The 12,636-nt window shown below is 62.6% G+C and carries 13 protein-coding genes; 2 read left to right on the top strand and 11 right to left on the bottom strand.

All coding sequences use genetic code 11. The features are described from left to right. Positions 1-22: 22 nt before the first annotated feature. A complete protein-coding gene (locus BB28_RS06630; protein ID WP_046252926.1) occupies positions 23-811 on the bottom strand; it encodes an SDR family NAD(P)-dependent oxidoreductase in 789 nt (262 codons plus the stop codon). Continuing rightward, a complete protein-coding gene (locus tag BB28_RS06625; RefSeq protein WP_078343073.1) occupies positions 808-2,265 on the bottom strand; it encodes a cytochrome P450 in 1,458 nt (485 codons plus the stop codon). The genes BB28_RS06630 and BB28_RS06625 overlap by 4 nt, the downstream gene beginning before the upstream one ends. A 127-nt stretch (positions 2,266-2,392) precedes the next feature. On the opposite strand from BB28_RS06625, the gene BB28_RS06620 reads away from it, so the two are divergent. Next, positions 2,393-3,025, top strand: coding sequence for a TetR/AcrR family transcriptional regulator (locus tag BB28_RS06620; protein ID WP_046252925.1), 633 nt, complete (start codon positions 2,393-2,395; stop codon positions 3,023-3,025). Here the strand turns inward: BB28_RS06620 and BB28_RS06615 are convergent. From BB28_RS06615 to BB28_RS06605, 3 genes are all read right to left on the bottom strand, one after another. Further along, positions 3,022-3,786 carry a glycine betaine ABC transporter substrate-binding protein gene (locus tag BB28_RS06615; RefSeq protein WP_225422003.1) on the bottom strand — a complete coding sequence of 255 codons (765 nt, stop codon included), beginning with the start codon at positions 3,784-3,786 and terminating at the stop codon, positions 3,022-3,024. The two genes, BB28_RS06620 and BB28_RS06615, sit on opposite strands and share 4 nt — an antisense overlap. Before the next feature lie 110 nt (positions 3,787-3,896). Further along, positions 3,897-5,060 (bottom strand): NAD(P)-dependent malic enzyme, encoded by a 1,164-nt coding sequence (locus tag BB28_RS06610; RefSeq protein ID WP_044104280.1) that lies wholly within the window; start codon positions 5,058-5,060, stop codon positions 3,897-3,899. Between the two features lie 64 nt (positions 5,061-5,124). Then, positions 5,125-5,736, bottom strand: coding sequence for a MarC family protein (locus tag BB28_RS06605; protein ID WP_030094820.1), 612 nt, complete (start codon positions 5,734-5,736; stop codon positions 5,125-5,127). A gap of 95 nt (positions 5,737-5,831) precedes the next feature. Here BB28_RS06605 and corA point away from each other — a divergent pair, with 95 nt between their 5' ends. Beyond that, the gene (gene corA, locus BB28_RS06600; protein ID WP_030094819.1) at positions 5,832-6,926 is read left to right on the top strand and encodes a magnesium/cobalt transporter CorA; all 1,095 of its coding nucleotides are present in this window, start codon (positions 5,832-5,834) and stop codon (positions 6,924-6,926) included. Between the two features lie 4 nt (positions 6,927-6,930). Here the strand turns inward: corA and BB28_RS06595 are convergent, their stop codons facing one another. The 6 genes from BB28_RS06595 to BB28_RS06570 all read right to left on the bottom strand — a co-directional run bounded on the left by BB28_RS06595 (position 6,931) and on the right by BB28_RS06570 (position 12,615). Then, complete coding sequence (locus tag BB28_RS06595; protein ID WP_046252923.1) at positions 6,931-7,536, bottom strand: suppressor of fused domain protein; 606 nt, start codon at positions 7,534-7,536, stop codon at positions 6,931-6,933. Positions 7,537-7,547: 11 nt separating this feature from the next. Further along, positions 7,548-8,750 carry an ABC transporter ATP-binding protein gene (locus BB28_RS06590; RefSeq protein WP_046252922.1) on the bottom strand — a complete coding sequence of 401 codons (1,203 nt, stop codon included), beginning with the start codon at positions 8,748-8,750 and terminating at the stop codon, positions 7,548-7,550. Positions 8,751-8,752: 2 nt separating this feature from the next. Then, the gene (locus tag BB28_RS06585) at positions 8,753-9,586 is read right to left on the bottom strand and encodes a carbohydrate ABC transporter permease (protein WP_046252921.1); all 834 of its coding nucleotides are present in this window, start codon (positions 9,584-9,586) and stop codon (positions 8,753-8,755) included. Beyond that, positions 9,583-10,494, bottom strand: a complete 912-nt coding sequence (locus BB28_RS06580; protein WP_046252920.1) for a carbohydrate ABC transporter permease — start codon at positions 10,492-10,494, stop codon at positions 9,583-9,585. The genes BB28_RS06585 and BB28_RS06580 overlap by 4 nt, the downstream gene beginning before the upstream one ends. Beyond that, positions 10,491-11,906, bottom strand: coding sequence for an ABC transporter substrate-binding protein (locus tag BB28_RS06575; protein WP_046252919.1), 1,416 nt, complete (start codon positions 11,904-11,906; stop codon positions 10,491-10,493). The genes BB28_RS06580 and BB28_RS06575 overlap by 4 nt, the downstream gene beginning before the upstream one ends. A 187-nt stretch (positions 11,907-12,093) precedes the next feature. Further along, a complete protein-coding gene (locus BB28_RS06570; RefSeq protein ID WP_030094813.1) occupies positions 12,094-12,615 on the bottom strand; it encodes a YflT domain-containing protein in 522 nt (173 codons plus the stop codon). Positions 12,616-12,636 lie beyond the last annotated feature (21 nt).

The raw sequence follows: 12,636 nt of genomic DNA, 5'->3' as shown, positions 1-12,636 counted from the left end.
AAGGCTCCAGTTCTCGAGTGAGTCATACGCGGGCAAGTAGGTTGCCGACCGAAGCCGGCAGAGCACGGAGTGCGTGGTAGGCGAGCCGTGATTCCACGCCCACGGGAACAAGTGCCAAGTTGTGCCGGGCGGCACGAGCAATGGCTTTGGCCACCGCATCTGGGGGGTGCCCGAGTTTGAATCCCTTTTCCATCAGCTCCTTTTCAGCACCGATGGCGCCGCGTAGGCGGGTGTGCTCCAGAATGGGCGTTTTGATTACGCCCGGACAGATAACGCTGACTCCCACACCACGCCCCGCCCAGTCCGCCCGCAGGCATCGGGAAAACATGATGACCGCAGCCTTGGACGCGCAATACGACGCCATCCGCCGCGTCGGGATATAGCCGGCCCCGGAGGCCACATTGACCACGTGACCGCTCCCACGCGCCACCATGTCGGGTCCAAACGCCCTACAGCCATGCGCAACCCCGTCGTAATTGATGGACCGTAGCCAGATCCAGTCTTCATGTGTGGTTTCCAGAAAGTCACCCCCCACACCCACGCCCGCGTTGTTAACGAGGATGTCAACGGGACCGTGTTCGGCCTTGATACGGGCGGAGGCTTCCTCGACCGACGCCAAATCCGCCACATCGCAGGCATATCCGAATACCCGGCCACCACCATGCCGAGCGGCGCCCGCGGCAGCCTGCAGGGCGTCCTCGTTGATATCCAGGCCGATCACCTCGGTGCCCGCGCGTGCGTAATGTTGCACGGTGGCAGTGCCGATACCACTAGCGGCACCGGTTATCACGACGCGTTGCGGAATCTTCATGCCACGTGTCTCCGCCGGGCGATGGCCTGTAGGCCATGGCGCGGGCGCAACGTCAGGGTGCCTTCCGGATCGACGGGATGGCCCGGCTTCAGATCAAACACGAAGTGCTGACTCAAGATCGCCGTCACCAACACCGACTCCATCGTTGCGAAACTCTGGCCGATGCATATGCGTTTACCGCCCCCAAAGGGCATATACGCACTACGGGGCCGATCCTTGCCCTCACCTGGCAAGAATCGCGACGGGTCGAACTCGTCTGGGTCGGCCCACCACCGCTCGTCATGGTGCACCAGATGCCCGGGCATAATTATTGTGGTGCCCTTTCGAATTCGATGACCACCGATAACGTCGTCCTTCACTGCCACCCGCGGAACAATCCACGCCGGACTGTAGTAACGCATCGCCTCCAAGAAACATGCAGTCGTCCACGGCAACTTCGACAGGTCATCTGCTCCCGGAGTTCGCCCCTGCAGAACCTGATCGATCTCGGCAAGCATCCGATCGCGGGCGTTGGTATTCAATGCCAGCAAGTACCACATCCAAGACAGCGCATTGGCCGTCGTCTCGTGTCCCGCCAACATGAACGTTATTGACTCATCACGGACTCGCTTGTCCGACAAAGGCTTACCGTCCTCAGCCTCAGTCGTGAGCATGTAATTCAAAAGGTCAACCCCATCGATGGGATTAGCCTTGCGATCGCGCACCAAGTCCCAGACCGCCTTGTCCAGTGTTTTCGCGACCACCTGCACGTGCCTGAACGGCCAAGGGAGCGGTACCGGCAAGAACGCTCCCCGCATCACCGTACGGAACAACCATCGAGGCGGCTCTGCAATGAGGAACAGCCGCAAAAACTTGACACCGAACCGCAGACCTGCGGTCACTTTGTCTGACATCGCATCGGAGATAGCACCGAATTGCCTACCGAATAAAGCGTTTCCCACGATGTTGAGCGTGAGTCGCACCATTGCATCCGATAGGCTCATTTCGATGGGTCCGTCACCCTGCGAATCAATTTCAGCCACCATCTCCTCGATCGGCTCAATCATCAGGTCGACCAGACCATTTAGCCTGCGTTTAGCGAACATCGGATTAAGCAGCGTTCGATGCCACTGCCAGGACTCTTCCTCGTCTGTAAAAAGATTCAGGCCGAGCAGGGCACGCAGTAACTCAAACTCGAACGACTTGTGGTAGTTAAGCCTCCCGGCGTGAAAGACGTGATCGATGTAGTCGGGATGGGTTAGGCCGACGAAGTTCCTATTTCCGCAACGCCATCGGGTGATGTCACGTCCCGCGATCCGACGAACCAAGCCTTGGTCGGGATCCAGTCCATACCGCGCCACCTCGAATGTCATCAGCAGACCGTTGAGTCGGGTTGCCGGCGCGCCCGAGACAAGCAGTGGCTTGTCGCCCTTCACCACCCCGGTCTCCACAGTGCGAACCGCTGCAGACGTCATTGTCTCCACCTCTCCGATATGCCAGACCCGAGATCCCAGATCATCTGATCTCACATGAGATCATTTACATTAGAGCGTCTATCGTCAAAGTTTTCAAGGAATCGCCGAGATTTGCGATCATCGACAGATGCGCCGCACGTCCGACCTCTACGGCGGTCAAACGCACGCCGAACGACGCCAAGAGCGCCGTTCACGGTTCGTCCGCGCCGCCTTGGACATCTGGCGCGAGTCCGGCTGGGCAGCGGTGACGATGCGCAAAGTCTGTGCGCACACCACCCTGAACACCCGATATTTCTACGAGGACTTCTCCGATAGAGACGAGCTGCTGGTCGCGGTGTGGGAGGGCATCCGATCCGAACTGCTCGCCGCCGTTGTGGAGGTTCTTGTTGGAGATCCCGCTCGTCCACCCCTGGAGACCCTCAATCGGGCGCTGCACGTTCTCGTCACATGGGTCGCGGATGACTTCCCCCGTGCACAAGTACTGCTGGGCAACCACACGGGATGTCCCGCACTCGAGAAGAAGAGACAAGCATCGCAGCGGGAGCTGGTTGAACTCATGATCGACACCGGCCGTCCATATCTGCGCCCAGACGCCGACGCCGACGCATTCCGCGTCGACGTCACCATCGGCCTCAACGGTTTCACCGGCATGATGAGCGAATGGCACTCGGGTGCAATCATTCTCACCGAAACACAGGTCATAGATCACGTAACGAGGCTCGCCACTGTTATCGCGAGCCAGCACATCACCGCCAGCTAGCGCAGCAGAATCTGGTGATCGTTAAGCCAGGTGTCCACTACTCGCTGTGGATCCGCACCGCCGGATACCTCGCGGGTCATCGCCGCCAGGTCACCGGTGGTCAGCTCGCCGGCGACCTTATTGAGCGACAAAACCTGCGGTTCGGACAGTTCATTGCGCCGGTACAGCGGAACGACGTTGTTGGCCGGCAGCCAGTTTTTTTCGTCGTCCACCAGGGTGACCCCATTGACCGGAAGGGCCGGGCTGGCGGTGGATGTCCAGGCCACCGCCACCTCTGTACGCTTGAGCGCCGCGAAAAGCTCACCAGTACTGGGGAATTGACGCGGATAACCCGTCGAGCAAGAACCTATGCGCGCGACGGGAACGGGCCCCGGCCCCACCTGCCCGGCACGCGCCAGTTCATCGCAATGCCGCGCGAGCCCGGCAAGCGTGGGTTTAGCCGACACACTCGTTGTACCGGACGGAACCGCAATGGCCGGGCGATCCTCTGCCGTCCCATAGTCGGCGGCCGCGACACCTGCGGGCAGCGCGGCGATCATGGCCTTATACGTGACTTCCTCGTCTCCGCTGGCCCGCTGCTGTGGCGCGAACTGCAGCAGCAGCCGCCCAGTGAACCCGGGTGCGACGCTCGCGATACCGGTATCCAGTTCGGCTACCGGATCGGGACTCTCACGCACCTTGGTATCGATACCGGTCGCCTTCACCACTGCGGCATAGATGTGCGCAAGCACCCGATACTGCGGGTCATTCGTGGTCACCACCGTCAAATACGGTGCGGGACCATGATTGTCCGAACACGCGGCGAGTACGGACACTGCAGCCAGCAGCCCCGCTATGCACGCGCGAACCTTGAACATCGACGACTAGAGGGCTAGTCGCTCTCGTGCGCGACAGCCTGAACCGCGGCCGCCACGGCGGGTCCGACACGCGGATCGAGCGGACTCGGCACAATCTTGTTCGGCGCCAGGTCAGGTTCGACGACCGAGAAGATTGCCTCGGCCGCAGCCACTTTCATCCGCTCGGTGATCTTGGTGGCCTCGGCGTCCAATGCCCCACGGAACACACCGGGGAAGGCCAGCACGTTGTTGATCTGGTTCGGGAAGTCGCTGCGCCCGGTCGCGACAATCGCGGCGTACTTGGCGGCCACATGCGGGTGAATCTCGGGGTCGGGATTGGAGCACGCGAAGACGATGCTCTCGTCTGCCATGGTCGCGATCAGCGACTCGTCGACCTTTCCTGCCGAAACACCCAGAAACACATCGGCACCCGCGAGCGCCTCGGCCTGTCCGCCGGTGAGACCGCGCGGGTTGGTGCGTGCGGCAAGGTCTGCCTTGAACTCGTTGAGGTCATCGCGGCTGGAATGCACAATGCCCTTCGAGTCCAGCACCGTCACGTCGGTAATGCCGTCGGCCAGCAGGATGTTGGCGCATGCGACGCCGGCCGCGCCCGCACCGGAGATCACCACCTTGAGCGACTTCTGATCGCGGCCCAACACCCGCGATGCTCCCATGAGCGCCGCCAACACCACGATGGCTGTGCCGTGCTGGTCATCGTGCATCACCGGACAGTCCAGCGCCTCGATCACGCGACGCTCGATTTCAAAACAGCGGGGCGCCGAGATGTCCTCCAGATTGACCGCACCAAAGGTGGGGCGCAGCCTGATCAGCGTCTCGACGATCTCGTCGGGATCCTTGGTGTCGAGCACGATCGGGATGGAGTTGAGCCCGGCGAAGGTCTTGAACAACGCGCTCTTGCCCTCCATGACGGGCAGCGACGCCGAAGGACCAATATCACCGAGGCCGAGCACCGCGCTGCCGTCGCTGACCACCGCGACCAGGCGATGGGCCCAGGTGTACTTCTTGGCCAGGCTGGCGTCGGCGGCAATGGCCCGCGATACCTGCGCAACACCCGGGGTGTAGGCGATCGACAGTGCGCGCTGTGTGTCCAGCGGCGACTTGAGCTCTACCGACAGCTTCCCGTCGATATGTGCTTCGAAAATCTCTTCATCTGTCACGACAACGTCGGATGCGGTCACAGCGGTGAGACTACTGGCCCCCTCGAAAGTCACTCCTGGCGACTCTGGAACTGTGAGCGGCCCGTTACGCGCCTGCCACGAATCCGCGCACCGACTCGGCGATCATCTGCACCGCGATGGCAGCCAGTAACAAGCCTGCGACCCGGGCCAAGAGCATGATCCCGCCCTCCCGCAGCACCCTGATCAGCACCGTCGAGAACCTCAGCGTCAGATACAGCACCACGTGCACGCACAGGATCGCGGCGGCGATAGCCAGATAGGTGCCCACCTGCCCCTGCGCCTGACGGACCGCGATGATGGTCGCCGCGATGGCTCCCGGCCCCGCCATCAGCGGGGTGCCCAGCGGGACAAGCGCCACGTTGACCCCGCTGTCTGCGTTCTGGCTGGTGGCGCCGCCCATCAACAGAGATAGGCCCGTGATGAGCAGCAGCAGGCCGCCGGCGCCCTGCAGCGCGGGCACACCTATATGTAGATAGGTCAGGATCGCCTGGCCGCCGATCGCGAACATCGAGATGACGGTCAACGAGACCGCCGGCGCCTGCCAGGCGGCACGATGTCGTTCGGCGGCGGGCTGTCGGCCCGTCAGCGACAAAAACACCGGTACCGCACCCGGGGGATCCATGATGACGACCAGGGTGATGAACACTGAGGTGAACACCGCAATATCGAATGTCACGATTTCAGTGTCCCAGGCGGTCCCACAGGCTCGCGGGTTACCATCTCGCGGAACGGTTCCGCAGAACGATTGGTTGCGAGCAGGGAGCCCACATCATGGCGCGATTTCCGTCGGTCAATCCGTCGTCGTTGCGTTCACCTATCCGCGGCCGTGAACCCGAGACCGATGCCAAACGCATCCCGGTCCCTCTCGCCCGCGCCATTGTCGACTGTGGCGTATACGTCGACGGGGTCCGGCTGCCGGGCAAGTACACGCCCACCGCCGCGCTGGAGAAGGTGCGCTCGCTGGACCGCGGGTTCGTGTGGGTGGGGCTGCACGAACCCGACGAACATCAGATGGAGGCGGTCGCCCAGCCGTTCGGACTACACCGGCTGGCCGTCGAGGATGCCGTGCACGCGCACAACCGTCCGAAGCTCGAGCGGTACGACGACACCTTGTTCTTGATTCTCAAGACCGTGAATTACGTTGAACACGAATCTATCTCCTCGGCCCGCGAGATCGTGGAGACCGGCGAGATCATGATTTTCGTCGGCGGCGACTTCGTGGTGACGGTGCGCCACGGCGACCACAGCGGGTTGGCGAAGGTGCGCGCCCAGATGGATTCCGATCCCGACCACATGCGGTTGGGCCCGTATGCCGTCATGCACGCCATCGCCGATCGCGTGGTCGACTCGTACATGGAGGTCTCCGACCTTGTCGAGACCGATATCGATGCGATGGAGCAGAACGTCTTCTCGCCCCGATCGAGCACCGATATCGAGCACATCTACATGCTCAAGCGTGAAGTGGTGGAGTTGCGCCGCGCGATCAGCCCGCTGACGGGAGCACTCAGCAAGCTCACCCAAGACCACAACGACCTGATCACCAAGGAAGTCCGGCGGTACCTGCGTGACGTGCTCGATCATCAGAGCCACGCCGCCGATCAGATCGGGAGCTACGACGAGATGCTCACCTCCCTGGTGAATGCGGCCCTGGGCAAGGTGGCCATGCAACAGAACACCGACATGCGCAAGATCAGCGCGTGGGTGGGCATCGCCGCGTTTCCGACCATGCTCGCCGGCATCTACGGCATGAACTTCGAGCACATGCCCGAACTGGCCGAGCCGGCCGCCTACCCAATCGTGCTGCTCGTCATGGTCGTCGTGTGCACGCTGCTGTACCGGAACTTCCGAAAGAACGGGTGGCTGTAGCGCGCTAGCTCGGCTGCGCGTGGGCGCGCGACGGGTCCTTCACATCGATATCGGCCTGCAGCCAGGCGTCCCTCAGCGCATCGGCTCCCTTGAGCCGTACCCAAGCCGCTTCGCTGGCCGTGATGGGCACCGCCACCAGAAAACGCACCGGCGAGAGCGGTTCGGGCAACAGCAGATCCGGGATATCGCCGGTCTGCAGCAATACCGCCGTGTACGCCTGCCGTGCCGGATCGTCCCAGAGTGGCTGGCCCAGATCGACGAGCGCGTCCTCGGTAAGCACCAGCCCCTCCACCGCCGGCGAGGCGGCCAGCACCGCAAGAGATCGAGCCAGGCCGGGAAAGACGTTGCCGCGCAGACTGATCAGCACTTCGGCGCGCGGACCCAGCTCCTCTGAAGTCAGCATCTCCCCCGGGTCGGCCATGGGATAGCGCGAAGCTCCCACCGAGACGAAATGCGATACCTCGGCGTTATCGGGACCATAGCGCAGCAGCTCATAGGGCTCAGCTCCGAGAAAGGTCACCGAGGCCGAATCCGGCTCGCCCGCACCGATACCCGTGAAGTGATCGGCCAGATGGGCGCGTACGTGACGGACGATCTCGTCCGAACTCATCCCCGGGCCGGTCACTGCCTGGCAGTGTCATTGCCGGGCAGTGAAAGGTTCTCCCCGGATGCGGCATCGAATATCACCAGCTTGCCGGTGTCGATGATCAGCTCGACGGGCTGACCCTCCACAACCTTGGATGCCGCGGAAAGCCTTGCCACAAATTCGTTTTCGTCTGCCCCAGCCACCCCGGCCTCCTGCGCGAGTTCGGCCAGCTCGTCCGAATGAGCCGCACCGCCTTCGGTGGTGAAGTGCACGTACTTGTCCGAGCCCAGCGACTCCACCATGTCGGCATTCACCGTGAGCGTCAGTCCGGTGATCCGCTTGTAGGTGTCGACCAACGCGGCGTCCTCGAACTGCTCGGGCCGAATCCCCACGATCACGTCGCTGCCCAAAACACCGGCCTTCTTGGCAGAAACGTTGGCGTAGACGCTCGCCTCGAGTGTCACCTCGCCGAACGGCAGCTGCACTCCGATATCGGTAAGCCTCGCCGGGAAGAAGTTCATGGCCGGGGATCCGATGAAACCGGCGACGAACAGGTTGGCCGGGGTGTCGTAAAGCTCCTGGGGAGCACCGACCTGCTGCACCTTTCCGGCGCGCAGGACCACCACCCGATCACCGAGCGTCATCGCCTCAGTCTGGTCATGCGTGACGTAGACGGTGGTGGTGCCCAACCGCTTTTGCAGCCGCGCTATCTCGGTACGCATCTGCACCCGCAGCTTGGCATCCAGATTGGACAACGGCTCGTCCATGAGAAATGCCTTCGGACTGCGAACGATCGCCCGGCCCATCGCCACTCGTTGCCGCTGTCCGCCGGAGAGGTTGGCGGGCTTGCGATCCAGATAGTCGGTCAGATCCAGGATCTTCGCGGCCTCTTCGACCTTTGCGTTCACGTCGGCCTTGCTCATCTTGGTCAGGGTCAACGGGAAGGCAATGTTCTGGCGCACAGTCATATGCGGATACAACGCGTACGACTGAAACACCATGGCGATATCGCGATCCTTGGGCGCCTTCTCGTTGACCCGCTCACCGGCAATCGTGAGCTCGCCCGAGGAGATGTCCTCGAGTCCGGCGATCATGTTCAACGTCGTGGACTTACCGCACCCCGAGGGCCCGACCAGGATGATGAACTCGCCGTCGGCGATATTCAGGCTGACGTCCTGTACCGCCGCGGAGCCGTCCGCGTACGTCTTGGACACCTGGTCCAGCACAATCTCAGCCATCGCTAACCCTTCACTGCACCGGAGGTCAGTCCGGCAACGATCCGTCGTTGGAATATGAGCACGAAGATGATGATCGGCACCGTGATGACGATGGCACCCGCGGCAATCGATCCGGTGGGCTCCTCGAATTGCGAACTACCGGTGAAGTTCGCGATGGCGACCGGGGCCGTGATGGATCGGTCCGTGGCTGTCAGCGAGATCGCCAGCAGTAGGTCGTTCCAGGCGAAGATGAACACCAGGATCGCGGACGTGACAATGCCCGGCGTGGCCAACGGTGCGATGACCTTCCAGAAAGCCTGTGCCGGTGTGGCCCCATCCATCTTGGCGGCCTTCTCCAATTCCCAAGGGATCTCGCGGAAGAACGCCGACAGTGTGTAGATGGCCAGGGGTAACGCGAAGGTGATGTACGGGATGATCAGTCCCGGCCAGGTGTCGAACAGGCCGACCGAGCGCTCGATGTTGAAGATCGGCGTCACCAGCGAGATCTGCGGGAACATCGCGATGAGCAGGGCCGCGCCGACGAGGGCCTTCTTCCCTGGAAAGTCCAGTCGCGCCACCGCGTACGCGGCCATGGTGCCCACGCTGACGGCGATCAGTGTCGCGATGAGCCCAATGCCGATGGAGTTCACCAGTGCCGAGGTGAACACGTTTCCGCTGAAGATGCTGCGGTAGTTATCAAGCGTCACAGGCCATGGGAAGAACTTGCCATCCTTGACCGTCGCGGTGGGTTTGAGTGACAGGCTCAGCACCCACAGCACCGGTACCAGCGCGTAGCACAGCACCAACACATCGGCGATCACCCAACCCGCGGCGCGCGAGGGCGCGGTGCGGCTCATCGTCTTGCCCCTTCGTCATCGGCCGTCGGGGCCGCGGCACCGAAAACCTTGATGAAGATGAACGCGATGATGGCCACACACAGGAAGATCAGGACACTGATCGCCGAACCAAGACCGACGTTGAAGGCCTTGAACAAGTTGTCGTACCCCAGGATCGACACCGACCCCGTGTTGTTGCTGCCGCCGGTGAGCACGTAGATGTTGTCGAAAATCCGGAAGGCATCCAAAGTTCGGAACAGCAACGCCACGAGAATCGCTGGTTTCATGATCGGGATGGTGACGCGGATCAGTCTGCTCCAGCCGTTGGCACCGTCAACCTGAGCGGCCTTCAACAAGTCGTCGGGGACTAGCGCCAGGCCGGCCAGCAACAGCAGAGCCATGAACGGCGTGGTCTTCCACACCTCCGCCAAGATCACCACCGCCAGCGATGGAATCTGTTGTGTCAGTGGCGCACTACCCGACGGAAGAAGATTCGCCAGATATCCCGTACCCGGAGTCCACGCGTAGTACCAGCTGTAAGACGCTGCGACGGTGACGATTCCGTAGGGAATCAGCACGGCAGTGCGCACCAGGCCCTTCCCGAAGATCGTTCGATGCATCACCAGCGCGAGGGTCAGGCCGAGTACTAGCTCGATGACCACCGAAATCACCGTGATCGCAAGCGTGACCACCAGGGCGCTCCACCAATATCTGTCGGTCAGCACCGTGACGTAGTTGTCGAACCACACCAATTTGCGGTCCTGCGGGCTGGCCAGGCTGTACTTCTGCAGGCTGAGCCAGATGGCATAGCAGATGGGGTATGCGGTAACCGCGAGCATGAGAAGCGCTGCCGGTGCGATGAGTAGGAGACCGAGACGCCGCTCGGCCTTCTTCCCCGCCGAGGCCCCTTTGACACCCGAACTGGTCATGGGATCAGCCCCCGTCCGTCCACGGCCTTCTGTACCTGATCGGTGAGCAGATCGGCGGTGCGCTCGGGATCGATTCCGGTGATCGGCGCCAGCGCAGCCGAGACTCGCGTCGAGATGGCTTGGTAGTACGGGGAGGCCGGACGCACCGCGGCATTGGCGAGCTGCTCTCGGATGATCGCGTACGCGGGGTACTTGGCCTGGAATTCGGGATCGTCATAGAGAGAGGCGTCCACCGCGGGCAGGCCGCCCTCGATTGCCGTCGCCTTCTGGTTCTCGCGGCTTCGCAGGCAGTTCAACGCCTCGAAGGCCTGTGCCTTGTAGCGCGTTGTTTTGGCAACCGCGATGTTCAGCCCACCGATGGTGACCCTGGCGGGCTGCCCCGCGACCGCCGACGGGAAGGGTGCGAAACCAAGTGCCGCACTGGCTGCCTCGTACGCGGCCGTGAACTGCTCGTCGTTCGGTTCGAAGCGTCCCGCACCGGCGATCGCACTGGTCAGGTCAGGGCGCCGATCCAGACGGAGGAACGGAACTCCACCCTTGATCGCGTTCTCCATCATGCTGGCCATCACGAACGGCCAATTGATCTCAAAGGCGGCCTTACCTTGCTCAAAGGCCAAACGCGCTGTGCCCTCATCGGTCTGGGTAATCGAGGGGTCGGCACCGTCGGCCGTCGCGATCGATTTGATGATCCGCAGGGCGGTGACCGTGGCGGCGCGATGCTCCGGGGTATCGGTCAAGGTGACTCGCTTGCCGTCATCGCCCAGCACCGAGCCGCCGGCACTGACCAGCAGGGTGTTGAACAACACCACCAGGCCCTCGTACTGCTTGCCCTGCAACGCAATCCAGCTAGGTCCGCCAGATCGCGCGAAGCCCTCGGCTTCCTGCACCGTCTGATCCCACGTCTCGGGTGGTTCCGGAACCAAGTCCTTGCGGTACCAGAGCAGTTGAGTGTTGGTACTCAACGGGGCGGCGTACAGCTTGTCCTTCCAGCGGGCGCTGGCCAGCGGACCTGCGAGAGTGTCGCGCTGGGCGTTGGCATCGGTGACACCCGCCGGATCGTCCGAAAGCGGTAGCGCCCAACCCGCTTCGGCGAACTCCGCGGTCCACACCACGTCCATGCCCATCAGGTCGAGGGTGCGGTCGTTACCGGTCAATCGGCGAGCCAGCTGCAGCCGTTGCTCATCGGCGCGCTTCGGAAGGCTCACCTGCCGGATGGTGAACCGCCCACCCAGTTCCTTATTGCATCGTTGCGCAGCAGCCGTGAAGGTCGCGGCCTCACTGGCCGGGGTGTAGAAGCGGATGACGATGCCGTCGTCGGAGCGGGCGCATCCCGTCAGCGAAGCCAGCGTCAGGCACGTGACGCCCAGCGCCACACCCTTCCGTCGGAACCATCCGGCCGACGACTCCAACACGACCGCCTCCTGGTCCGTTGACGCGTCTCGGCACCTCCGTGTGCCGGTACGGCGGGCACACCCGTCCCGCGCGGCAACCGTAGAGCTAAAACCAGGTGACATGCAACATGTTCGGTGCGCGCGTCCCACTATCGGGGGCGCGGGCAACGCCGCAGGCCAACGCCATACGGCTCACAGCCGAGCAGGCTCAGATAGCTAGTTTGGCCAACATGTCACGCGCGGCTTCTGCCTGCGCCGGCTCACACAGCACGTCATAGCGACCCGCGACAAGCTGCATGGTTGATGCGAAATCCCTTGTGCCCCTCGTCATCGCATAGGGCACCGCGGCGGTGACCAATCCGAACACCAATCCAACGGTAAGTCCCACGACGAGTGAGCCGGCCAGATTGGTGCTGAACATCCCCAGCACCAGGCCGATGAACAGGCCCAGCCACGCTCCGCTGAGCATGCCCCCGCCGAGCACCTTGGGCCATGACAATCGGCCGGTCACCCGTTCGACCTGCATCAAGTTCACGCCGACGATGGTGACGTTCTCGACCGGGAATTGCTGATCGGACAAGTAGTCAACAGCGCGCTGAGCCTCCGCGTACGTCGGGTACGAACCGATGGGCCAACCTTGCGGTGGCGTCGGCAAAGACAGGGACGAAGACAACGGGGAACGCGGTGACGTCGAGCGCTGTGGCTGCCCGGGTGTGAGCGGTTGTCCCACGAGTTCGATCCTCCTGCAGAA

The sequence above is a fragment of the Mycobacteroides chelonae CCUG 47445 genome (assembly GCF_001632805.1).
GTDB lineage: Bacteria > Actinomycetota > Actinomycetes > Mycobacteriales > Mycobacteriaceae > Mycobacterium > Mycobacterium chelonae.
This window is presented reverse-complemented; position numbering and strand designations above follow the sequence as displayed.

Coding starts and splice junctions, on each gene's coding strand:
- BB28_RS06630 (WP_046252926.1), bottom strand. CDS start 811: ATGAAGATTCCGCAACGCGTCGTGATAACCGGTGCCGCTAGTGGTATC.
- BB28_RS06625 (WP_078343073.1), bottom strand. CDS start 2,265: ATGACGTCTGCAGCGGTTCGCACTGTGGAGACCGGGGTGGTGAAGGGC.
- BB28_RS06620 (WP_046252925.1), top strand. CDS start 2,393: ATGCGCCGCACGTCCGACCTCTACGGCGGTCAAACGCACGCCGAACGA.
- corA (WP_030094819.1), top strand. CDS start 5,832: ATGGCGCGATTTCCGTCGGTCAATCCGTCGTCGTTGCGTTCACCTATC.
- BB28_RS06595 (WP_046252923.1), bottom strand. CDS start 7,536: ATGAGTTCGGACGAGATCGTCCGTCACGTACGCGCCCATCTGGCCGAT.
- BB28_RS06590 (WP_046252922.1), bottom strand. CDS start 8,750: ATGGCTGAGATTGTGCTGGACCAGGTGTCCAAGACGTACGCGGACGGC.
- BB28_RS06585 (WP_046252921.1), bottom strand. CDS start 9,586: ATGAGCCGCACCGCGCCCTCGCGCGCCGCGGGTTGGGTGATCGCCGAT.
- BB28_RS06580 (WP_046252920.1), bottom strand. CDS start 10,494: ATGACCAGTTCGGGTGTCAAAGGGGCCTCGGCGGGGAAGAAGGCCGAG.